15 protein-coding genes and 3 pseudogenes are annotated in these 25,357 nt (G+C 38.9%); 2 read left to right on the top strand and 16 right to left on the bottom strand.

Going from position 1 to position 25,357, the window contains the following annotated elements; all coding sequences use genetic code 11:
- Positions 1-668 precede the first annotated feature (668 nt).
- The 3 genes and pseudogenes from ASU03_RS04975 to ASU03_RS19725 form a co-directional block, all read right to left on the bottom strand.
- Positions 669-1,466: a Rossmann-like fold-containing protein gene (locus tag ASU03_RS04975; protein ID WP_057830750.1), complete on the bottom strand. Its 798-nt coding sequence runs from the start codon at positions 1,464-1,466 to the stop codon at positions 669-671.
- A 303-nt stretch (positions 1,467-1,769) separates the two neighbouring features.
- A pseudogene (locus ASU03_RS04970) lies at positions 1,770-1,937 on the bottom strand (carboxymuconolactone decarboxylase family protein); the annotation flags it as partial.
- A 139-nt stretch (positions 1,938-2,076) separates the two neighbouring features.
- A complete protein-coding gene (locus ASU03_RS19725; protein ID WP_082627146.1) occupies positions 2,077-2,244 on the bottom strand; it encodes a Type I secretion system protein TolC in 168 nt (55 codons plus the stop codon).
- A 344-nt stretch (positions 2,245-2,588) separates the two neighbouring features.
- Here ASU03_RS19725 and ASU03_RS04965 point away from each other — a divergent pair, with 344 nt between their 5' ends.
- On the top strand, positions 2,589-5,207 hold the full coding sequence (locus ASU03_RS04965) for a TonB-dependent receptor (RefSeq protein ID WP_057831003.1): 2,619 nt from the start codon (positions 2,589-2,591) through the stop codon (positions 5,205-5,207).
- Positions 5,208-5,452: 245 nt separating this feature from the next.
- On the opposite strand, the gene ASU03_RS04960 is transcribed toward ASU03_RS04965, so the two are convergent.
- The 12 genes and pseudogenes from ASU03_RS04960 to ASU03_RS04905 all read right to left on the bottom strand — a co-directional run bounded on the left by ASU03_RS04960 (position 5,453) and on the right by ASU03_RS04905 (position 19,381).
- Positions 5,453-5,935 (bottom strand): FKBP-type peptidyl-prolyl cis-trans isomerase, encoded by a 483-nt coding sequence (locus tag ASU03_RS04960; RefSeq protein WP_057830748.1) that lies wholly within the window; start codon positions 5,933-5,935, stop codon positions 5,453-5,455.
- A 572-nt stretch (positions 5,936-6,507) separates the two neighbouring features.
- Complete coding sequence (locus ASU03_RS04955) at positions 6,508-6,726, bottom strand: hypothetical protein (RefSeq protein WP_082627170.1); 219 nt, start codon at positions 6,724-6,726, stop codon at positions 6,508-6,510.
- A gap of 342 nt (positions 6,727-7,068) precedes the next feature.
- A complete protein-coding gene (locus tag ASU03_RS04950) occupies positions 7,069-8,283 on the bottom strand; it encodes a DEAD/DEAH box helicase (protein ID WP_057830746.1) in 1,215 nt (404 codons plus the stop codon).
- A 188-nt stretch (positions 8,284-8,471) separates the two neighbouring features.
- A pseudogene (locus tag ASU03_RS04945) lies at positions 8,472-9,348 on the bottom strand (transposase).
- A 489-nt stretch (positions 9,349-9,837) separates the two neighbouring features.
- On the bottom strand, positions 9,838-11,817 hold the full coding sequence (locus ASU03_RS04940; RefSeq protein WP_057831002.1) for a methyl-accepting chemotaxis protein: 1,980 nt from the start codon (positions 11,815-11,817) through the stop codon (positions 9,838-9,840).
- A 661-nt stretch (positions 11,818-12,478) separates the two neighbouring features.
- Complete coding sequence (locus ASU03_RS04935; RefSeq protein WP_057830745.1) at positions 12,479-13,459, bottom strand: hypothetical protein; 981 nt, start codon at positions 13,457-13,459, stop codon at positions 12,479-12,481.
- 158 nt (positions 13,460-13,617) lie between these two features.
- On the bottom strand, positions 13,618-14,463 hold the full coding sequence (locus tag ASU03_RS04930; RefSeq protein WP_057830744.1) for a hypothetical protein: 846 nt from the start codon (positions 14,461-14,463) through the stop codon (positions 13,618-13,620).
- 119 nt (positions 14,464-14,582) lie between these two features.
- On the bottom strand, positions 14,583-16,379 hold the full coding sequence (locus ASU03_RS04925) for a patatin-like phospholipase family protein (RefSeq protein WP_057830743.1): 1,797 nt from the start codon (positions 16,377-16,379) through the stop codon (positions 14,583-14,585).
- Positions 16,380-16,437: 58 nt separating this feature from the next.
- The gene (locus ASU03_RS04920; RefSeq protein WP_057830742.1) at positions 16,438-17,178 is read right to left on the bottom strand and encodes a hypothetical protein; all 741 of its coding nucleotides are present in this window, start codon (positions 17,176-17,178) and stop codon (positions 16,438-16,440) included.
- A gap of 199 nt (positions 17,179-17,377) precedes the next feature.
- Entirely contained in the window at positions 17,378-17,818 is a 441-nt protein-coding gene (locus ASU03_RS04915; protein WP_057830741.1) for a hypothetical protein, read from the bottom strand.
- A gap of 62 nt (positions 17,819-17,880) precedes the next feature.
- Positions 17,881-18,093: a hypothetical protein gene (locus ASU03_RS04910; protein WP_157465812.1), complete on the bottom strand. Its 213-nt coding sequence runs from the start codon at positions 18,091-18,093 to the stop codon at positions 17,881-17,883.
- A gap of 308 nt (positions 18,094-18,401) precedes the next feature.
- A pseudogene (locus tag ASU03_RS04905) lies at positions 18,402-19,381 on the bottom strand (transposase).
- A 325-nt stretch (positions 19,382-19,706) separates the two neighbouring features.
- Here ASU03_RS04905 and ASU03_RS04900 point away from each other — a divergent pair.
- Positions 19,707-22,400: a DUF1554 domain-containing protein gene (locus ASU03_RS04900; RefSeq protein ID WP_057830739.1), complete on the top strand. Its 2,694-nt coding sequence runs from the start codon at positions 19,707-19,709 to the stop codon at positions 22,398-22,400.
- A 549-nt stretch (positions 22,401-22,949) separates the two neighbouring features.
- Here the strand turns inward: ASU03_RS04900 and ASU03_RS04895 are convergent.
- A complete protein-coding gene (locus ASU03_RS04895) occupies positions 22,950-25,214 on the bottom strand; it encodes an ankyrin repeat domain-containing protein (RefSeq protein ID WP_057830738.1) in 2,265 nt (754 codons plus the stop codon).
- Between the last annotated feature and the right edge of the window lie 143 nt (positions 25,215-25,357).

The raw sequence follows: 25,357 nt of genomic DNA, 5'->3' as shown, positions 1-25,357 counted from the left end.
AGCTGGATACGTAGTTCAGAGGAATTCCAGAAGGAGAAACAAGAGCGGCGGCTTTATCCGATGCAACGTATTGTAGAAATCGACGGAAAAAAAATAAATACCACCGATAATTTTGTTAAAGCGGTAAAAGGCAAAGAGCAGCAGTCGTCCATATTAATTAAAACCTTAGATTTTAATTAATATGCGGGGGTCATTACTTTGAGTAATCGATAATAACTACTGACCATTTTATCAAAGAAAATACACCAATGGCAAAGGGGAAAATACAGAACATCTAGTACGCTAAGAGTCTTGCACATAGATACACCTAGGCTTTTTCGTCGTTAATTGATGCTGAATTGTTATGCCGCCGTTGGGTATGTGTTGAGTAAACAAGTGAGACACGTGCATCCATCCATCCCTGAGGCTCTACACAAGCATCCATGCTTGAGAAACTCACTTTTATTTCATCAGCAATACTCCCCCTTAAATCAAAGTATTGCACATTGAGCCACACTTAATTACGACAGAGCCTTACACATTGGTAACTCTCTACCTTGGATTCAAGTAAAAAGAGTAATACAAGCGATCAATCAGCATGGTTTAAAGGCGTGTTTGGTGAGTTGCAGGTTAACTTACTGAGCAAATTCTTATTGAATAACAATAACTCGATGCAACAGTCTATCGAGTTATTGTTCAAACTGCGCTACATCATCTAACCACTGTTGTTCAAAATGCGCCATTTTCTGATGTTTTTTACTGGCTAGATGATGCTGTTTATCTTGTTCGGTATAAAAGGGACCCACTCGACAATAAGGGCAATAACCCTCACCTAGATAATTGGCTTTACTGATTTTGTCCTCAAGTTCGCTACTGATACGACGGCTAAATACATAAGTGATGCCTTGAGTATCTTTAACATATTTATCTCGATCAACATTTCTTATTTTGTAGCCAGGAAATTTCTCTATGTCAAAGGGCATACTTCCCAGGTAATGAATATCACTATGTAATGTTAACGATTGTTCAATATGCCATTGCCGGTAGGGTTTAACATCTTTTGAGGTAATAAAGGCCAGTTGTGCGCCATGACTATCTAAAAAGTAATCAAAACAATTTAAAAGATAAGTCCGTAATAACCGGCGGTGCAAGGTATTTACACTGACATTTAGGCACTGCTGCTTAAAATCTTCAGCCGAGTTAAACGCAGATAACAAAGGAAATTGAAAAAAAACGGCATCATATTGATGTTTGCCCAGCTCACCCCATGTTTGATTGTTTGTTACATCAAAACCGGTGAGCACCTTGCACCCTTGCGCTGCTAATTGCTGCAAATGTGTCGCCCCATATTTAGCACTTAATGAGGAGTATTCATCAAAAATTGTCGCCGTTAAAACGTGTGGACGATAATTTTTCAATAATGAATGCGAAAAGGATAAATCGCCATCACCAATGGTTAATATGCGCCAAGCCGGATTGATATACATAGATAACTAACGCTTATTGAGTTTAAGTCAAGAGTGGTGAATGAAGTGTTATTGTAAGCGATTTTTACGTTACATTCGATTTTATTGCTCCAACAGAACACTATTTTAGAGACTAAAAAGCAGTCCTTAAAGGGCTGCTCTGTATCAGGATCTGGAAGTTAGTTCATGAAAGCGATATAGCAGACACCCACCTAAAAATTATCAATAAATAATATCAATTATTTTTTATTTGACTGGCTGGCGGTGCTAGTAATTTTTACTAACAGGTAAAACCAAGTTAGCAAATTATTTTTTCCAACTGAATTATTGGAATGGTTTATCAAGTGGCGTACTAGCAACATGGTTGGTGTAGTTGCTCATCACTTTTTGTGATAAGCCTAAGATGATTTCAAGTAATTGACGTTGACCGTAACCAACAGCAAAAAACTCGGCCACTTCTTGCGCTGAAATAATGCCACGATTACGCACCAAAATATAACAGACACCCACTCAAAATCTTAAAAAACAGGCTTACCGATAAGTAGCACGTATAATTACACTTTAATTGTGGTGACGAAACGGAAATTAACATCAACGGACAAAATAGGGGTTTTCCTGAAATTAAGGCCCACTAAGGAAAAACGCCACTTAATGTATGTAATTTATCGGCGACCCACCCTCGCCTATGTCCATGACTTTGTCCTGTTAGCTTATCTTCACCACAAATAAACTCCCGCCGAACACACTGATAATAAGGGGTATCAACTAAGCTTATGTGCTGTTTTCTTGCGGTAGCCACAATAACGCTAAAAAAGCATTACCTGGTCATTATTCAAGCAGTCCCGCACCACTCAATTATTTCTGTTTGAGTGGGTGTCTGTTATATTTTGTTATATTTTATAATTAACCTTGCCCATTTGTTTTTGCTGGCCTGGCAACGAGATGTAAAAATTTCTTTACAATTTACCTTTTCATTACCATGATATTTGGTTTATTTAGATGAACCTTTTTGATATAACTTTATTGTTATAGTTTTCCTTAAATAACAAAAAGTTAGTTTTAAAGTCCTAGCGAGAGCTTTGACAATTAATAATAAAAACATGGAATGGGAATATTAAGATGAAAGTTAAAAACACTATTACGATGAAAAAAAAGACGCTAGCCTTGTGTATCACCACGGCGCTGTTAGCTTCACAAAGCTTAAGTGCTTTTGCCGCAGATGAAGAAGACATAGAACGAATTGAAGTGACCGGCTCGCACATAAAACGCCATAATATGGACGGACCCTCACCGGTAACCAGTATTTCCGCCTCGGATATTGCTAAAACCGGGGTTACCGATTTAATCGGTTTATTTGCTAAATTACCCATAGCGGGTCAAGGAACTTTTTCTACCCAAGCAAACAGCAGTGATGATACCGCTAACGGTGGTTCTAGTGTTTCTTTACGCGGTTTAGGCGCTGATTCTACCCTAATTTTAGTCAATGGCCGCCGTGTATCGGTTAGCCCATTTGCTAAGGGAATAGACACTGCTTTTGTCGATATCAATAATATTCCTTTATCGGCCATAAAGCGTGTTGATATATTAAAAGATGGTGCCTCGGCAACCTACGGCTCCGATGCCATCGCCGGTGTTATCAATATTATCCTGCGTGATGACATTGATGGCATGGAAATATCCGCTAAAATTGGCGATACCGCCGATGGTGGTGGTAAAGAACAAAGTATCAGCCTGGTATTTGGTAATCATACTGACCAGACCAGCAATACCTTTATTTTAGATTATTTTAATCGTGAAGAAGTCCTTTATGCCGATCGCAGCTACTCAAGTACCGCTAACCAAGCAGCGCGGCGACCTAACGACCCTTATGCCACCGACTTTAGAAGTTCATCGGGTATTCCTGGTACCATAGCCCTGAAATCGGATCCAACCAATCGTATGGCCGACACCTTTGGCAATGATGTTTGTGCGCCAGAAGATATTGTTGACACCTTATGTCGCTACGATTATGCACCACACATGACCATGATTCCGGCATCAGAACGTTTCAGCTTCACTTACATGGGCAAGTATGAAATTAACGATAATATGCGCGCTTTTGTTGAATTAAACGGGCAAAATGCCAAGACCACGGTAAAAGGTGCTGGCAGTCCAAGCTTTAATGAACTCTTTATGGCGGGTGATAACCCGAATCATCCCATGGCCGACTTGCCTGACCATGAATTTTATCAGCAAGACTTAACCATGCGTCGTCGTATGGTAGATATTGGTAATCGCATGAAACAAGTGGACAGCAATTACTATCGTACGGTTCTAGGTTTAAAAGGTGAACTGGGTGAGTGGGACTGGGAAATGGCCTATAGTTACATCAAGAGCACCTCGGTTGAACGTGGTGTTGATGGTTTCCCTAACTCACGTCGTGTACAAGAATCCATTGATAATGGCTCATGGAACCCGTTTGAACCCTCACAAAATAGCCAAGCTGCCTTAGATTATATTGAAACCACCACCACACGTGTGGGTAAATCGACCAACCGCACCTATGATGCAAAAATTTCAGGACCGGTTATGGAATTGCCAGCGGGTGAATTATTCATCGCGGTAGGCGCCGAATATCGCGAAGAAACCATCAACGATAATCCGGATGATCAATTCTTGCGTGGTGAAATATTTGGTACAGAATCCACTGCTGCCCGTGGTGCTCGCGATAATACCGCTATGTTTTTAGAATTAGCGATTCCTGTTATAGATAGCCTTGAAGTACAACTAGCGGCACGTTATGAAGATTACAGCGACTTTGGCACCACCACCAATCCTAAAGTTTCATTTATATGGAGCGCAACGGATGACATCGCCATTCGTGGTTCATGGGGCACTGCATTTAGAGCGCCATCACTTTCACAACTTGGTTTAGGCCGCACCGATGAGTCACCTAACTTAGTGGATACTATTCGTTGTGATGCGGTGGGTAATGTTAACAAAGCCTGTGAACCTCAAGAATACACCGCGATATTTGAAGGTAACCCAGACTTAGGGCCGGAAGAGTCTACCAGTTATAATTTTGGTCTAATGTATAACATTACTGAATCGTTAGAGCTTTCTCTTGATTATTATAGCTATGATATTGAGAACATCATTGACTCTGATACTCAATTTGTTTTCAGTAATTTTGGTGATGATCCTAATGTAGTTACTCGTCTGCCAACCAATATTGCCAATGATCCTGGTGAGGTAGTCACCATTTTCGACTCCTTCCAAAATATCGGTGACTTAACCACTACGGGCATTGATTTAGATATAAGATATGCCTTAGAAACCGGTATGGGTGAGTTTAGATTTTCATATATTCTTAACTACGTATTAAAATATGAAGATAAACGCCCTGATGCCGATGGCGGTCAACGTATTAATGTTAAAGAAGGTGATTTTGAACAACCACAATTTCGCTGGACAACGGCTGTTGACTGGTCACTTGACGATATAACCGCCAATGTCGCGATTAACTATATTGCTGAGTTTCAGCAAGATCAATCTGTGAGAGTGCAAACCGATGGCACCATATTAGCCCCCTTGGATGCTATGGTGACTGTGGATGCCTCTGTTAATTATTACGGCATTGAAAATACAACCATCACCCTAGGTGCAACCAACTTGTTCAATGAAAAGCCCCCCTTTGCCTATCATGATTTTATGGGCTTTGCGGTAAATGCTCATAGTGGCCAAGGTCGTTTTGCCTACTTTAAGGCTAGCTACAAGTTCTAGACTGGACCAATACTAATAAAAGTTAATACTGTATTTATTAGTTAATGGGTAACACATAAAGCCGCATCATATTTTATGATGCGGCTTTTTATGGTCGTTATTTTTATCAAATTCGGGTTAATTCCCCTTGAGTGGGTGTCTGTTATATTTCGTCTGTTATATTTCGGTTATATTTCATATTTTTCCGCGACAAATCATATAATTTCCTCTGACCCCGTTTATTAATATCTTCTATGATTTAGTGACTAGTCCTGACAATGTGCATCAACAAGCGTGATTTGCGAGATAAGCACGCTATTGGGCGCAACTGATCCTGGTGAACCTCTGCTGCCATACGCTAAATGGGGCGGTATATAAAGCTCCCAGGTTTCACCAACCTTCATCATAGGTACGCCTTCACGCCATCCTTTAATCATTTTAGATAGCTGAAACTTATCGGGGTTACCGCGTTGATAACTACTGTCGATGATTCGTTTCGATTTAGCTAACAACATTTTATAGTGCACAGTAACTTTAAAATCAGGATCAGGTTTACAACCAGCACTTTGCTCTAAAACTTTGTACTGCAACCCCGAGTCAGTGGCTACCACCCCCTCTCGTTTAAGGTTCATGGTTAACCAGTGTGCATTAATTTCTTCGGGACTATACACGCTAGCAGAGTTGTTTGAATTGGTGCAAGCAAACATCAAGGTACAAGCAAAACTGACGAACAAATTGCGTATTAACATCTTTTTACTCTCGACTAATAAGTAGGATATTTTATGATTTATTAAATTAAGCATGGCTTTTTGAAAAGTTATTTTTCACTTTGTTATTACTAATTGGAAAGCTGATTTTATAGCTAAGTTACTTTAAAGTCATGACTTTAAAGTAAGCAATTCATCTTCTCTAGCGCGCTATTGTTTTAATTGGATAACCATGTCCCCATTTATTAAGATTGCTTGCAATAAACTCAATAGCTTGGCGTCGCGGTGGCGACCACACCCAAAGGGGCGTTACACGCCAAAAGCCCCTTTGGAATCCCCTTGCCGCCCACTCAGCAGAACATTCAATTACTAACTAGCGTAAACCACGATTCCTGCCAATTTATCGTCCATGAACAACGGCAGCCCTCGATAAATATAACAAATATAACCAAATATAAAAATATAAAAAAATATAACAGACACCCACTCCAAATAATCAAAAGCAGGCTTACAAAAATATAACAGACACCCACTCCAAATAATCAAAAGCAGGCTTACCGATAAGTTTCGCGTAGAATTACACTTTGATTGTGGTGACAAAATGAGAATTAACATCAACGCACAAAAAAGGTTTTGCCTAAAATAAAGGTACTACTAAGCAAAACGCCACTTAATGTATGTAATTTTTCGGCGACCCCCCCTTGCCTATGCTGATAATTTTTTCCTGTTAGCTTATCTTCACCACAAAGAAACTCCTGCCGAACACAACAATAAATACAGTGATAATAAGGCGTATCAACTAAGCTTATTTGTTGTTTTCTTGCCGTGGCCATAACAATTTTCAATGGAAATTTATTGATGATTATTCAGGCATAGTAGATACCACTTATTATTCCATTTGAGTGGGTGTCTGCTATGTTTTGCTATGTTTTTTTACTTTGATTTTTATGGTGTCGAAGAGGGTATTATTAGACGAAAATTAGTTTGACCAGTCGTATTTTTAAGTGCTCCCGGTCAAGCTAATTGTCGCCTAATACCCAATCACACCGATGCTCATAAGTTTGGCCCAGTGTGCCTACCTTTACCACAAAGAAAGGCACCTCTAACGCATCGTGAGATGAGGTGATATTTGTAGTCTAGACGAAAACCTTTAGTTGGCTAATTTATGCCTGTCCTTATTTTCTCTTTGTTCTTGTTCTATTTGTTTTTTTAACCTGTTTCTTTTTCTTGTCTGGTATAGGCGCTTTAGAAAACTCTTTATGGAAAGGCTGTTCTGTAACAACAGCAATGACTTGCCCTATGCTATTTTCAATAGTAGTTAATTGCCTTATATCATTTTCTACAACAAATGAAATGGCCATGCCACTTTTTCCGGCACGAGCAGTTCGTCCTATACGGTGTATGTAGTTTCTTGGATCTTCAGGAAGGTTATAGTTAATGACTAAAGTAATATTATCAACATCAATGCCACGAGCAGCAACATCAGTTGCAACTAATACTCTTAAATGAGAATCTTTAAAGTTTTGTAACGCTTCTTCCCTAACAGCTTGTGTTTTACCACTGTGCAGGCTAGCGGCAGTTATTGATGCTTTTTCTAGTGCTTTAACAATGATGTCAGCGCCATACTTTGTTTTACAAAAGATGAGCACTTTTTCATAGTCAGGGTTTTTCAGGATATTAAAGAGCAAAGGTACTTTATTCGATTTTTCAAGATGGTATACACTTTGATTAACCAAGTCGATAGTAACCGTTTCAGCCGTAATTTGAACTTTTGTTGGATCCGTTAATATTGCTTCTGCAAGTATCTCTATTTCAGCAGGCATAGTAGCTGAAAACAATAGTGTTTGTCGGTTCTTTGGCAGTTTAGATATGATGTTTTGCACATCATTAAAGAACCCCATATCAAGCATTGTATCGGCTTCATCTAACACAAATACTTCTAATGACTTAAAATTTATATCGCCCGTTTCAATTAAATCCAATAACCTTCCAGGGGTGGCCACTAAAACATCAAGCCCAAGTGCGATAGAGTCAACTTGAGTTTGTCTTCCTACACCACCATAAACAACCTTAGTTTTAAGCCCTAAACCATCAGCGTAGTCATCAATGTTTTGCATTATTTGCGAGGCAAGCTCTCTCGTGGGCGTTAGTATGAGCGAACGTGTGCTCTTCGCTTTGATATCTATTTTATTTCGTGCAAAATTATTGATAATAGGCAATGAAAATGCCGCCGTTTTTCCTGTTCCCGTTTGCGCTATACCAAGAAGATCATTGCCATTAATAAGCGCTGGGATACATTCTTTTTGGATCGGTGTGGGTTGTTTATAGCCTTTAAGACTAATGCGGTCAATAATTGACTCTAAAAGTGAAAATGCTTGAAATTCTGACATGCTGCCTCGGTATTCTTTAATCAATAGCCTCTTATTCTAACAGAATGCTTTAATATATTTAAGACGTATTCAAGATGGCTGTTTCTGACGAAGAGGGTATTCAAATTAATTTATAAAACAGAGGTTTCACCCAATTTAAGGCACAATTAGCCTTAAGTGAGTAATTTATTTAGAGGGCGTATTAATTATTAAGCAAGTAACTTTTGGTAAATTGACACCGTTGCTCGTTTTTTAAGTGTTGATGTTCGCAAAAATCCGTAAGTGCTTGCGCTCTACCTACCGCACCATGGAAACATTGTCTAAACTGAGTGGTTAATACTAGCCAGTTTTGGGTGCTAATGCCTAAGAGGGTTAATATTTCAGGTTGGGATTTTTCAATATAACCGCGTTTATCGGCTCGAATACAACGGCCGGTTAAATCAACCAATTGTATATAGTCGCTTAATTCAAACGGTAAACCTGTGGGTGTGTTCTTACTTGGATTGCCGATAAAGGGCAGTAATTGTTGGGCTTGTTTCCCTTTAACCGCTGCATTTATTCGTCGTTGAATGCTGGTGTAGTTCGATGTTTATGGGGTTTTAGCTATTTTAGCTCTAATTGGGTTCAAATCGACATAAGCCATACAGGCTATTAACGCAGCGTCATCAAGCAAGGCTTGAGATTTAAAACGTCCCTCCCAAAATCGTCCAGTACATTTATCTTCAAAATTGGCTTGTTTAGCGATAGTTTCATTTAAAATACGCATAAACCAACTGATATCCATCAATCGCTGACGATAAACCCTGGCAGTTTCTTCGACGACCTGTTGTAAGGTGTCAATAAGTGGCTCACCCCTTAATATTGTTGTGTTAGCAGGTTCCTTTAAATAACTGATGCCAACGGCTAATCACTTCATGCATTGTCCATGACTTAGCTTGCTGCTCATCTATGCTCATAATTTTGCCCGGTGAGTTTATCTTCACCACAAAGATATGCCCGGCGAACACAACGAGAAACACAACGAGAAACACAATGATAATAAGGTGTATCAACTAAGCTTATTTGTTGTTTTCTTGCTGTAACCATAATAACTATCAATAAGTATTATTCGATGATTATTAAAGCATAGTCGAGTCACTCATTATTTCCATTTGAGTGGGTGTCTGTTATATTTGTAATAACACCTCTAAAGTAGGTGGCCAAATTAACTATGCCACTTCACTCTATGATTATCTGCAACGCTTCACCATAGGTGGTCACTACTAAAGGCCTACGACTAACCACCATAAACGTTGAGTTCATATTTTATCCCCTCAGACCAACTAGCATTAGATACCCAACTACCAAGATAAAACCCAGTATCAGAAACATAATCAATCCCCCTGACACTGAAATATTACCGCTACTTTGTTCTAAGTATCTCCATAAGTCATTATTAGTAACACCAACATTGTCTGTTAATCCATTCTTTGCATGGGTAGAATAAAAAAACAGTAAAATTAAAGCTACGATTACCGTTGCATGTATTTTGTCATTTTAGTTGTTTATTATCACTTTAATAATAAACAACTAAAACTAAGCCACTGTAAATTGTTGTGTTAGCTGATTTAATTTAGATGCTATTACACTAATATCTTGCCCTGCCGTTGACACCTGTGTAGCCGCTGCAGAGTTTTCATAGGCAACATCATTGATTGCAGTAATGTTTTGAGATATCTCATTAGATACACAAGACTGCTCTTCAACTGCAGTTGCAATTAACTCAGTCATTTGACTAATATTGTCTATGTCTCCATTCATTGTCTGTATCATTTTCGCGGTAACATGAGCATTTTCTAAGGTGCTCTCACACATACTTCGACTAGAAGTCATTGCTTTTACAGCATCGTTTGATGCTCTTTGCAGCTTTCCAATCATTTCTTCTATATTTTTAGTCGACTCTTGTGTTTTTGATGCCAATGATCTTACTTCATCAGCAACAACAGCAAAACCTCGTCCTTGCTCACCTGCCCTTGCAGCTTCAATTGCGGCATTAAGTGCAAGTAAATTCGTTTGGTCTGCAATACCACGTATCACCTCTAAAACAGAGCCAATTTCATTTGAATCAGTTTCTAAGGTTTGAATCACTTCGCTAGCACCACTAATTTCATTATCTAATTGACCTAAGTCATTAATGGTTTGTGTTAGCCTATTGTTTGCTTCATTGGATGAATGCTGTATTGACTGCGCTGAAGTTGCCGCATTAACTGCATTGCTTGCAACCTCCTGAATACTCGTTGACATTTCTTCCACCGCTGTAGAAACTTGTTCAATACTTGATTGTTGCTTATCTAAACTCACTGAACATTGTAAACTTAATGCACTAGTCTCCTCAGCTGATCTTGCTAAATTATTGCTGTTATCAATGATTTCACTTACCACCCTATGAAGCTGAGCTACCATGTCTTTCATAGCACCGTAAACACCTTGAACTTCTCGCTCAGTGTCAAATATCACGGTTAAATCACCTTTAGCAATGGTCTCAGAAATACTTTTCATTTCATCTGGCTCACCACCTAATGGGGTTATAATCGACTTGGTTATGGAAAGTGCTACCGTAACTATCACTACAACAAAAATTAATAGGATTATAAATATATTCCTGTGAAGTGTCTCTATTGGCTCAAAAGCTTCTGCAACATCGATTTCTGATAACAATCCCCAGCGTATACCATTAATATCAATGGCCGTGAATGCAGATAATACGGGATTACCATTATAATCAATAATTATTTTTTGCCCTGTTTTACCTTGAATTGCTAATTTAGCGCCTTCAGTATTTACGCCATTTTGTTCCACAGTACCTGCAAAAGAGGCTGTTACTGAATGCCATTTAGGATCAAGAAAAGAGTCTGAACGCATCAATAAATCACTACCAATAAGGTAACTTTCGCCGGTGTCGCCCATTCCTGCCCGTTGTTGCATTACCTCATTTATTTTTTCAATAGATAATTGTAATGCAATCACAACAGATGCACCTGTGTCGGTTATAAAAGGTAATGCTATAAACCCTGCAGGGTCATCGTTGCTAGGGGCGTAACGACTAAAGTCAGACATACCAAAAGCATGATTGCCTTGCACTTGTCTAAATAATTTTCCTAAACCAGAATTCTGATATTGACCAGAAATTAAATTAGTTTGGTAATCAGCTTCTTTCGTTACCGTATAAAAAATGTCACCTGCGTCATCAATTATGAAAAAATCATAATACCCATAGGTATTAATAAATGTTTCAAAATATTGATGGTTATCATGTGCGGAGATATTCATTGCCTCTGCAGAGCTAAAGTTTAATACCTTTTGAATAGTTTCACTGAGTACTTCAATATCACCTTTTCGTTCATCGAAGTAAGCTTCAATTTGTGATTTTTTTATTTCTCTAACGGCAACTAATTGTGAAAAAACTTGATTTTCAATAGCACTACTTGCGATATAACTTGATATAAAACCCACCAGAAGCATAGGCGTTAGTGCAATAGCAAAAAAAGTGGTTAATAGTTTAGTTTTTAATTTCATAATTTTATTTTTTAGTTCCGGTATTTTCAAAGCTGTGCGCGTAAATTGTTAAGCAGCGTCCTTCCATTGAACGATAAGTCCTGCTGAAATTTTTTTTATTTAATATAGTTTTAATTGTGGAAAAAGCAAAAAAACAACAGCAACATCTGCATTAACCTAATATGGATTGGCTATTGTATATCTTCTACCTTCAATTGTTACAGTTTTATGACACAAGATATACTATTTGAATTATAGTTATTTTTTTTGAGTGTAAATGAATGTAAATAACGGGTAGAATTACGCGTTTTATTATGGTTGTGAGCAATTTACCAACATGAAATACTCATCAAAAAATAACGTAACACATTGTATTTATTAATTATAAATACAAAAAACACAAGTCGCACCTCAGGACTTATGTTTTATAGCCATATTTAATATTTGAAATATACATAAAATAATAAATAACTCTGCCAGCCATAATAAATAACTCTAAATACAGATAAAAAAAACAGACTAGGTTGAAATCTGTCACAGCTAAAAGCGGATAATTATTAAGGAATAGTTATCAACCGTAGGCTTAACACACTAAAACAGTCAAAATATAAAATTTAGGCGAGTTAAAGCAGCCATTTAAAGAGAAAAAAAAAGGTAGGTTTATTCGTGATTGTGTTGGTGGTTACGCGCTATTCAAACAGGCTTGAGCATTAACGATACCATGGGTTCTCTGCAAGCCAACATGTTCGGTAAATTCACTCAAGTGCTCGGCTGTACCTACCGCGCCAGTGAACATACATTCAAATTCTGTGGTCAGCTTTAACCAGCTTTCTTCATTAATGTGTAACCTTGCTAAAATACGCTCAGATTTCTGGCTAATCGCGCCGCTTTTATCAGCACGAATAATACGTCCAGTCTCGTCCACTAGGGTTAAGTAGTCTTGTAGGCTAAATCGAATACCTTTATTTTTTTGTTGGTGTTCATTACCTGTGAATGGTAGTAACGCTTTGGGTTGCTCACCTTTTATCGCTGATTTTATACGTAGTTGAATACTAGTAAAATCAGACTTCTCGGGCGTTGCAGCAATACCTGCACGCACGGGGTTTAAATCAACATAAGCCATACACGACAATATTGCGCCCTCATCAAGCAATGCTTGGGATTTAAAGCGCCCTTCCCAAAAGTGGCCGGTGCATTTATCTTCTCGATTAGCTTGTCGGGCGATAGGCTCATTTAACGAGCGCATAAACCAACTGATATCCATCAAACGTTGTTGGTAAACATTCGCAGTAGTCTCAACCATGGCAAGTTGAAATTTATCAAGCGACTGTTTATTTTGATATTTTTGGGTGAGTAATGTGCCTTTAAATAATTGATGCCAACGTTCAAGTACTTCAGCCGTTGACCATAATTTCGCGCGTTCACTATCCACATGTAAAACTATATGTAAGTGGTTATGCATCACGGCATGCGCACAAATATCAATAGCAAAGACTTGAGCTAATTGAAAAATCCGTTTTTCAATCCAGATACGTCTGTGCTCATAACTAATGCCTGACTCTTTATCAACACCGCACAAAAACGCTTTTCTCACCGTGCGACTGCAAATATGATAATACGGGGTATCTAACAAACTGATCTGTTGCGAGCGAGGCTTAGGCATAATAATCACCAGACTTAATGAAGGTAAATTAAGCCTAGTTTATTGATGGAAATATGTACAAGTTATTATGGGTGGCAGATTAAGTTCCGCAGATTAAGTTCCAAGTTCAAAGTTCCGCAGATTAAGTTCACTCAAGATAACCAGACCAGCAACTGGCACTAAGCCGTGACAAGCCGGGTTCTAAGAACCACAACATCAATCTTGTCTGAGTGGCAACGGATCAGATAAGTGGCCTTCAGCATAGGTATAATAGCTGCGCACACCAGGAACATCTTATCGGCGAACATAGCGATGCTCTTAAGTAAAGGAGTCTGCTCCCACCAAATGCTATTGCCAAGCCCGTTAAGCTCTTGCGGACTCATAAACGCGAGCACCATCGCATTTGTTGCCACAGGAATTTTAAACGCTACCACCATAGCGAAAATGATGCAATATACGATCGCGCCCTTAGTAAACCATGACGGCAGCCCAAGCCGTTGCCAGTAGCCAGATCGAATGCCGTGCAGGGTGTTCGACATAGCAAGTGATACCATGCCCAACTGCAACAGGAAGAACGGCATAGTATGGATCACTAGGGTATAAGTGCCATCATTAGGATCACCGGGGTTGACCGCAAAGATAGTCGTGAAGCTGATAAAGGTTAAGGCCTCGAACACCTTCAGGCTGGTCAATGTTTTATACAGCGCCGGAGTGAGTGTCCCTTCCTGCATTTCCTCTCGCATGCGCATCCAATGCACCACGATATATAAGAGCAGTAACACCAGGGTAACGGCCCAGACAAGCGGCAATACATAGGTAGAAGGAGCGAAGTCAAAGTATACGCAGATATTGTTATAGCCAAAAACCTGGGTGAGCAGTGAATCATCCAGATTTATGCCAGAGAAGAGCCTGGTGAGTATAATTCCTGTGATGACCACAAGCCAAAAACCGGCGTAGCCCATAAGTCGGAGTTTCTCGACCACCAGCCTGAGATCTGATTCATGATTTTCTTGAGTATTACTCATATCTTAATTTCCTTGTTGTTAATAACACTATATTTTCGAATGAGGCGCAGTGCTGCACCTCAATTATTATCCTTAGATGATCCGCCAGCAGTTGCCATCAATGGATCAGCCAGTTGATCTTAATCAAGCTTTTTAACCCGACCTTGATATACAAAAAACTTGTTAGCTGTTGCCAGGTAGACAAGTATCGGCAGTGAAATGAGAATAGGTACTATTAAGTATCGGATGATCCCCAGGGGGATACGTGTCAGAAACTTCACCAGTCTGAGGGTTTTTGCTGACCCTTTAATCATTTTTTCGGCCAGCAACTCTACGGCCTTAAACCCAAGTAGGGCCAGGGTAAGATAAATCAAAGATCTGTTATCTAAAAATTCATCTATATCTATCTCTAAATAGACCTTAACATAGGTATATAACAAGGTGATCAGTCCTAAAAACACAGCCAGCGTTGGCAAATGCACGATAAATGCCTGAACACTCTTTAAAAAACCAAAATTAAAGAGTTTCCACATCTTGTGCTGGCCGACACTGACATGGGTCAGTAAGTCCTGGTAATCGTCACTCGTTTTTGAAAGGGATACAGATTGAAAAGCCCAGTCATGGTTCAGACCAGAGGCCGTACTGCCTAAATCTACTCCTAAAGCGGTCAACTCCTTATTACTCATCAAATACCCGTCCAGCTCCAGCGCATATATCTCTTTATCGCTAAATGAATCTAAATCAGTACGAATTTTAGAAAGCGCGTGTTGCATTTCTGGTTCGACATCAAACTCATGTGTTGTATCTGGATCCTTCACAGGCTCGGGCGCCCCTATCGGAGCATGTGCCTGACTGCCCATGCCCCTGTTAAGGTGGAAATAGGCAACCCGGCCTTCATGCTGCTGCTTTAAGCCATAGATCATTTTTTCTCTGACCCGGGCCATCAGTAAATTAGTTGTGCCGAGTACCACGCTAAAAGTGCCGTTTGCGGGATTGTCGCTGGACTCCCCCTGACCTGAGGCATCACTGACAATAAAATGCGTGATTTTAATCTCAGGATCGTTTTGTAAACCTGCGATACCCATGTTATCAAATACACCGCCATCAATTAACTGAATGGTGCGACCCTCCGGATACAAGTTGGATATAGATAAAGGAGGAAATGCACCGGGGACACCCGCCGACGAGGCAACGGCTTTACCCAGAGGAAAGCCTTTTTCTCTGGGTTTTTGTATATCTGTGTATTTTACTTTCAGGTATCGATCAGTCTTATTGACATCAGGGTCTAGTGGTGGAATCTCACCCATATTACTGGCCGTAAATGCCCAGTTATGCCCGCTATTTAAGCATGTCGCATTGAGAACTAAAATAGGTACTTTGGCATTTCGACTGCTGTTATCTTTGTGAGGATGGAAATCAGGACTATTTTTCGGATAAATTTTTAACTGGGTAATATTCGTTATAGGATTAACTAACCAGAATGAAAAAAAGTTTTTGATGCTGGAAAATAGCCCGCCGTCATGCTGGTTTTTATCCCTATTGATTAACCTGTTATAAATGAATTTGTCATACAAAATCCCGATTTGATCTGAGCGGGAAAACTTGTCGCTACCCATTTTGATATTAGCCCATGGGTTCGCGAATGTTCTCCACCGTATGTTTTTCTGTACAGATAAACGAAAAGCATGTTCGAGATCGGCAACCAGATCAATATAATGTTGATCTGTGAGATCTTTATCGTCATGGGTTTCCAGCATCGTTTTTAGCAATATGTAATAAGCAGCCCCGACAACGCTGCCACCGGAAACGGTAGAAATGACTTCAACCTTTTTTAACTGACCGAGTTCGGCCATACGCGCTAATACACCAATATGGTAAAATGAGGCTCTGAAGCCTCCACCGGATAAACTCAAACCCAATTTTTTTTGCTCCTGCATCAGTCTTGCTCCTTTTAATAATTGACGCTATTAAATGACTATATAGATATGTACTTGTCTACTCTTTTAACGTATCAGGCTTGGAAGTCCGGTACAGTTTCACTGGAATAATAATCCAAATAATCAGGATCCACAGGACAAATACAGCTAAACCGACAATTTCAGGGATAGTATCAAACCAGGTATGTCCATAGAGTTTATCAGGCAAGTCGCCATATTCCGGCCATACATTTGTTTTCACATAGTTAACGATATTTTTACCGATCTGGAAAAATTCGGCAAATCCAGCGCCATAAGCGCCAAGAGTGATCAGTGAATAAGCGATTAGCAGATACTTTTCAGAAGAGGGTTGATAACGTTCATAGTTCCTCAAGACAAATAAACCAAAAATGGCTGCACCTATGACTGTGATACAGGTACCCGAAAACAGGTAACGCTTGAAAGTACTATCCATTAAAAGTGCAGCGGGGAGCGTATGCAGACCCAGAAGGATCGCAAAGAGAAAAAACGTCAGACCGTATTTTCTGCGTAATTCAGTTTTGACCAGTGACATTGCCATCATAATTAATACTGTAATGCCTATAACAGCATGCACCGCCAGGAAATTAATTGACGGGCTTTTTAACTTACCGCCATGATAGCCGTCAATCCAGTGGCCCAGGTTGATACTGCCTTCTAATCCATGCCTGGCGTATGCGTCGGTCATATCGTTAATATCAAACAGAATAATATAAGGTAGTTTCGTTAAATTCCAAAGACACAGGCCTACCAGGAAAATAATGACTATCTTCTTAAGCATACCCCCTCCTGTAGCGAGCAGGCATATCGTACATTAAGTGATTTATATTTCCTTTCATAATTTTTATCCTTTAGTTTAAAATTTAACAACTTACAACGAAATATCTTTTATAGTTGACGTTAATCACCTTACAATAACTTACATTTACTTACAATTACTTATACAGATTTACAGTTCATTGTAATAATGCAACTAAGGTTTACCGCGTCATTTTCTTGCTGCCCGCAATCGTTGTGCCATTCAATGCCAGCTCAGAATGATTATTGGCATTTAAAGTGACTCTAAAGGTATGGGAACCCGGAGAAAGGTAAGCAACGTGAAACCAGGCACCATAAAGACGAGATATTTTTTGTCCGTCTATATATAAATGCGCATGACCCTCACCTTCAACCGGTTCTTTATTAATATTTTCAGGTGTAAAGCGGAAATTTTCGGTCGCTACATGAAGATTCCAACCAGACATCGCGTCCGGTAATACCTGTATAGATAATCCAGGTATTTTTGCATAGGATGAGACATCAATTTGACCATGTTTCATATGATGGGATTGCCCTGAGTCTCCGGTCTTGCCGCCGATGGCAAGAATAGCAACGAATATCAACGTCGAAGTCAGCAGCACAGGTAAGATAAGTCTTTTCATTGTTTATCCTTAATTCAAAAGTATTTTCAGCGCTGCAAGGTTACCGATTTACATTTTATAAATCAAAATAAGTTTTTTGATTTTTCTTTTGTGTTTGCTGATAAAACTGCTCCATAGTCTCTAAAAACGAATGATCGCCAGACCAGAATTGGGGATGATCGCCTTGTTTTTTTAATTAACGCAGCTGAAATATGATTGACTTGTTCTGTCTCATTATCTTGCGCGGGATCAGGCCAGTTTTCTGCGGCATTATGTGGCATAGACCAAAATGGCACTGAGCTGGTTTCTTTTACTGCTGCCGTTTGTTTCGCTGCTTTCTTTTTTTTCTGCAGGTAGCACAGCTGAAAACTTATGTTGCTGGAATGATTTCACTCTGCCAGCCATAATAAATAACGAGAAACACAGATAAAAAAAACAGACTAGCTATGAAATTTGTCACAGCTAAAAGCGGATAATTATTAAGGAATAGTTATCAACCGTAGGCTTAACACACTAAAACAGTCAAAATATAAAATTTAGGCGAGTTAAAGCAGCCATTTAAAGAGAAAAAAAAAGGTAGGTTTATTCGTGATTGTGTTGGTGGTTACGCGCTATTCAAACAGGCTTGAGCATTAACGATACCATGGGTTCTCTGCAAGCCAACATGTTCGGTAAATTCACTCAAGTGCTCGGCTGTACCTACCGCGCCAGTGAACATACATTCAAATTCTGTGGTCAGCTTTAACCAGCTTTCTTCATTAATGTGTAACCTTGCTAAAATACGCTCAGATTTCTGGCTAATCGCGCCGCTTTTATCAGCACGAATAATACGTCCAGTCTCGTCCACTAGGGTTAAGTAGTCTTGTAGGCTAAATCGAATACCTTTATTTTTTTGTTGGTGTTCATTACCTGTGAATGGTAGTAACGCTTTGGGTTGCTCACCTTTTATCGCTGATTTTATACGTAGTTGAATACTAGTAAAATCAGACTTCTCGGGCGTGGCAGCAATACCTGCACGCACGGGGTTTAAATCAACATACGCCATACACGACAATATAGCACCCTCATCAAGCAAGGCTTGGGATTTAAAACGCCCTTCCCAAAAGTGGCCGGTGCATTTATCTTCTCGATTGGCTTGTCGGGCGATAGGCTCATTTAACGAGCGCATAAACCAACTGATATCCATCAAACGTTGTTGGTAAACATTCGCAGTAGTCTCAACCATGGCAAGTTGGAATTTATCAAGGGACTGTTTATTTTGATATTTTGGGTGAGTAATGTGCCTTTAAATAATTGATGCCAACGTTCAAGTACTTCAGCCGTTGACCAGATTTTCGCGCGTTCACTATCAACATGCAACACTATATGTAAGTGGTTATGCATCACGGCATGTGCACAAATATCAATAGCAAAGACTTGAGCTAATTGAAAAATACGTTTTTCAATCCAGATACGTCTGTGCTCATAACTAATGCCTGACTCTTTATCAACACCGCACAAAAACGCTTTTCTCACCGTACGACTGCAAATATGATAATACGGGGTATCTAACAAACTGATCTGTTGCGAGCGAGGCTTAGGCATAATAATCACCAGACTTAATGAAGGTAAATTAAGCCTAGTTTATTGATGTAAATATGTACAAGTTATTATGGGTGGCAGATTAAGTTTTTTCTCGCATTTCAATTTACTCTGGTACCTATATTTTTCCAATAATATAAATGACTAGTTGATTAATAGGGTAATAGTTAGTTACAATCCTCAACTATTTCAATGGACAAGTATCTGAAATTTATATAGATTTGATACTAGCACAACAACAACAACAACAACAACAACAACAACACTTCACCTAAATAGGCCATTAACGGCCATTCGAACACAAACAGACACAGGAGGTGTCTTAAATATGAAAACCTCAACCAAACCTTTACTTAATAAATTATCTCTTATTGGGGTAATTATGGCTTGTACTAGCAGCTTTATTACTCAAGCTACCACTTTGTATGCTGATAACTTTGAATCTAGCCTTGGTAATTGGACTAATGTCAGTAGCGGAGATAACAAAGACTGGACAAGAGACTCTGGTGGCACTCCATCGCAAGGTACCGGTCCAAGTACAGGCGCAAATGCTAGCACCTACTATGTATACTTAGAGACTTCCAATGGCAGTGCTTATACCGCTGGTGATACCGCGATATTAGAAGGGCCCGTTGTAACAGGTACTGCTATAAATTTAAAGTTTGATTATCATATGTATGGAAATAATATTGGTACGCTCGCAATTGATGTACAGTCATCAGGTATTTGGCTGAATAATGTTTGGATGAAAGTAGGAGCGACGCAAAACAGTAATACCGCGACTTATACTTCAGTAGATGTGGATTTAAGCAGTTATAATGTAGCTAAAATACGATTCCGTGCCACCGCCAAGGGCAATTACCTTGGTGATATAGCTATTGATAATATACTAATTGAGAGTAAACCAATAGGGCCAGTCGCACCAGTGTTTACAAGTAACCCTATTCACAAGCTAGGTGCCCGCCAAGATCAAGCCTATAGTGATTCTATTGCGTCTTACGCCATTGATGGAAATGGTGATACTTTAACTTTTAATAAAGTCTCTGGAGCTGCATGGTTAAATATATCAGCTAACGGCAACCTAAGCGGAACGCCTGTCGACTTTGGGTTACAAACTTTTATTGTTCGTGTTTCCGATGGGGAATTATCAAACAATACAACTCTCACCTTAGATGTCGCAGACAATATGGCGCCTATTACTATCAGTGAGAATGACTTTGAACTGGGTATAGGTGATTGGACTAATGTAACTGTTGCAGATAATAATGATTGGACCAGGCGTTCAGGCTCTACCCCTTCAAGTAACACCGGCCCGTCAAGTGGCTCAAATAGTGCTAATTATATCTATCTGGAAACTTCAACTGGTCGAGCATATACATCAGGTGATAGTGCAATATTTCAAAGCCCTACTTTTATCGGCGGCAATATTCATTTGGATTTTGACTATCATATGTACGGTGAAAATATAGGCACGCTTGCGGTTGATGTTTATTCAAATGGAGACTGGATCGATCTTTGGTCCGTATCTGGTCAGCAGCAAGTCAATTTAAGCGAATATTATCAACATCAGCAAATTAATTTCAGTGGTTATGATATAACTCAAATACGCTTCCGTGCGACGGCTGTTGGTGGTTATTTAGGTGACATAGCATTAGATAACCTGAAAATACAAAGTATCCCAACAGGCCCTATGGCGCCAGAGTTTCTGACTGACCCTATCTATAAGTCTGATGCAAACCAAGATCAATTATATAATGAAAGTCTGGCTTCAGATGCCTTTGATGGTAACGGTGATCCCTTAACATTTAGTAAGGGTTCTGGCCCAAGCTGGTTAAATATTGCTACCAATGGTGATCTTAGTGGAACACCAAGTGCCAGTGACATAGGTATTAATATTTTTGAGGTTAAAGTTCATGATGGTGATTTAGCAGATATCGCTATACTTGAAATTTATGTAAGCAATAATATTGCATTACCTGTAATAAGTAAGGACAGTTTTGAAGCTAATTTAGGCCATTGGAGTAATACTTCGAGTGGTGATACAAGCTCATGGCTTAGAAATACCGGTAATACCCCATCCACTGCTACGGGACCAAACAGTGGTGCAGAAAATAGTAATTTCTATCTGTATGTAGAAACATCAGCCGGCCATGCTAATACAGCTGGTGATAGCGCAATTCTAAATGGCCCTGTTATTACTAACGGCTCGAATATTCATTTAACTTTTAAATATCATATGTATGGTATTGATATAAATAAACTTGCTGTAGATGTATTTGATGGTCTGTCATGGATTAATGATGTTTGGTACCTTAAAGGCCAACAACATTCAACAGTAGCCGAAGCATATACAGTTGCTGATATTGACTTAAGCTCTTATTTGGTAACACAAGTCAGATTCCGTACAACGGCTATTGGAGGCTATAATGGTGATATAGCCATTGATGATATTGAACTCACAGGAAATGGAACTTTATCTGATGATTCTGGTGGAGGTTCAGCATCCAAAGTTATTTTTACTACTAACCAAGGTCATACAGGCAAGATGGGAGGTCTTTCAGGTGCAGACGCGATCTGTCAATCAGACGCTAACGTTGCAGGTCTGTCCGGCACGTTTAAAGCATTTTTATCGGATAACACTACCTCAGCAGTATCACGATTGGCCCATTCAACTGATCCCTATAAATTAGTTGATGGCACAATTGTCGCCAATAATTGGAACGATCTTGTCGATGGCTCTATAGCAAATATTATCAATCTTACCGCATCTGGAATTATTACTTCAGGTTATGCGTGGACCGGGTCAGATGATGATGGTTCTTTGGCAACTTACTATATAAGTGACTACCCAAGTGGCTATCAACTTGATCTAACATGTAATAACTGGACATTAGAGACTCCAAGTACTCACTACTTAGGGGCTAGGGGTAAAATTAACGATACTGGTGCATGGAACGATTGGTGGCAAAATGATGGCAGCAGTTGTACATCTCAGTTAGCACTGTATTGTCTTCAACAATAACAGGATGAGATAAACTTAATGGAAAGGTTACTCCCTTTCCTCCTTTTGTAAGATCATAAAGCGAACTTAATTTGAGCTTCGCTTTAATTAACGGCACTTTGTAATTCAAATAAACTACATTTAATAGCGCTATTAAAACAGCCCATTATGATACGTCTCAGTAACACACCTCGAAAAATTATACAGACTTCCATGCAAAAGGACATGACACGGTTTATGCTAATAGCAAATTCATTAGAAAATATATGGGAAATGTTTTTTATCTAATGTCTATAATGCGCACAAAGTGATCATTAAAAATAAATAAAAAAGGCGAACCATTTCTGATTCACCTTTTTATTTTATCAGTCAAATACTGGATCCCCGATAAAAACCTCGGGCATGACTAATCAGATGGTTACTGTTAATAAAGATTGTGACTAGAGAGCCTCAATTATAAAGTTAATTTCTAAGCTTCTTTGTAATACAGTCTGTGACTAACCTTTTCTACTTAAAGTAGATTTGATCTTTATTTTAATAAAGTTTGTGACCAACAACTCTAGATTCAACTTATGCTATTTTCTGTTGGGAAGCTAAGTACCTTAATACCTTGTTTGATTGATGAGCAAAAGCAATATACCTACAATCTAATGGTCTCCCTGTTTCAGGATGTTCAGAAGTTAATTTGGGGTCTCCATCATGCTGAATCATGGCTTCAAATAGTTCAACTTCATCAAGTTCTGCTGCTAGCATTAACGGGGTAAACCCATTAATTCTTGTTTTATGACGAGCATTAGCGTCAGCACCAGCATGAATAAGTAGCTTTGAGATTTCTCTCATGTTACCTAATGTCATAAACTCTTTTACCCTGTCTACTATCAAGTTATGCCCAGAGTCTGTAAGTTTTTTAAATAGAGGATCTTGTAATTGCTTCTCATAATTTCTTTTGACTTCATCCAATGTAGCCCCCATAAGGCCGTTGGAGTGCCTCCTTATAGTATCTAATAATTCATCATTCAAAGGATGGTTTTTTATCAGTTCCTTACTAACATCTGGCCTTTTTATCATTCCAATCCTAGATAGTGTTGCGAAGAGTGCAGATTGTTTATCAGTATTCCCTCTAAAGTTAACGTTTGCTCCCATCTCTATAACCTTTGCTACTACTTCTGGCCTACCAGTATCAACAGCGCATACCAGAGGTAATAGTTCTTTTTTCGATGTTTTGGTATTAACAACATCTTCGCGATGTCTAATAGTGGTTATAAGTTTAAATAAACTATCATCCATGCTTGAACCCTGATCCAACACATCCATTTGCAAGATAGAAAAAAGTAATGCAGATTCATTGGAATCAGAAAGTGCATTTACATTTACATCTTTATTAATCAATTGAGAAACAGTTTCTAGCTGATTCATCCATGAAAAGTAGACTATTTGAGGCATCTGCTTACCCCAAGTATCTCCAACAACTATTTTTTTATTTGGGCTTCGGAAATTAGGCTTAATGCTTTGCTCAAAAGCACCTAATAATGGTCCTATCCGTTGTGATGCAGTTGAGGAACTGATATTAAACTGTAAAGTCGATGGAAAGTGCTTCTGAAATGTTGCTTCATATAATTTTATTTCCCAATCCTCAACGACACTATCAAAACGATTAGCTTCTAATTGGCTTTTATCTTCCTTATGCAAAGGTATATCAATACCAAATAGGATTGCAGAGTTTTTTAACCTCTTAATAAAAGCTTTATCTGGTGTAGGTTTAAGGCTAGAAGCAATACTAAGGGCTTCTTTTATAATTTCAGGCATCGATGGCCCAGCAAAAAATAAAGCTTGCTCAAACGTTAATTTAAAGTGGGTATTTGCTTCTTTAAGCTCCCCATTCAAAGCATGCCATCGAGCTCTATACCAGCTCAGCCAATATTCCATGTTAAATTTAGAGCACTTAAATGTTGAGACTTCAAGCTCGTCAATCAACGTTTTAGAGCGTTGTTTTCGTTCTGCATCAGAGATTTCTCTATAGTCATGTTTCTTATAAAAAATGTAATCTATCTCTAATCCCTGCTCCCCAATCGGCTTGAGCCAATCTTGATTTTTCTTCTTTAAATGCCAAATATATTGTTCAACTTGCTTTAAGCTCAATACAGCAACATTAACTAACTTTTCTGGGTAAATATCAGCATAATTATGCTGTAAGTTATCAATAAAACGTGCAGCTAAAATAACAACTTTAATCTTTTCCCATTCATGCCCTTCAACTTCAGAGTTAGGAAGGTAATCTGGAATATTTGTTATGTTAGATAGCTTTGGCAGTTCATCATTACTTTTCCAAAGCTTAAAACGATGACGTTTTTCTTTTGGAATAAATTTAAGAAAGCTATCCCACCACTCAACATTTGACGATAACCAATCAAACGCCTGAGTTATTCCGTTAGGATGAAGGTTATTTCTCGTTAAATAATTTGGCCCTTCAATTACTTTTCCCATAAAAAGGTTGAATTCAACAGCAACAGTATCGAGGATCCATCTGGTAAGAATTACTTCAGTATCCGCTCTAGTTACACCATCCATAGGGGTTGAGTTAACCAATTCAATATATTCCCGCATCATTGATTCAAATTTAGTTTCTAACTTTTTAGAAAAGTCTTTATTGATGAATTTAGAAAGAGGAGCTATAACAGACTCTTTGAACAAACTTGAAGCTAGGGTATAAGGCTGGTCGTATTTGAAAGCAAATGTATCTAGCTGTTTATTTGATGCTTTAATTCCTATTACACTCGCAATAATACGTACGATTTCAACAGGTGTCATAAATGGGTGGCGCTTTTCTTTAGGCATAATCAACTTCCATTGTCATAATTCTTTTAAGGTTTCGTTTGAAGTTAAGGTGTGAGCGTCTATCGCTCGGTGTACAAGGAACAGTAATGCGACCTCCTTTGGGGGCATATATTAAACCGTGCTTTTTCCCTTGCTTGAACACC

This window comes from Colwellia sp. TT2012, from assembly GCF_001440345.1.
In the GTDB taxonomy this organism is placed as follows: Bacteria; Pseudomonadota; Gammaproteobacteria; order Enterobacterales; family Alteromonadaceae; genus Colwellia.
Note: the sequence above shows the minus strand (reverse complement) of the source record. Positions and strands in the feature narration are given on the sequence as shown.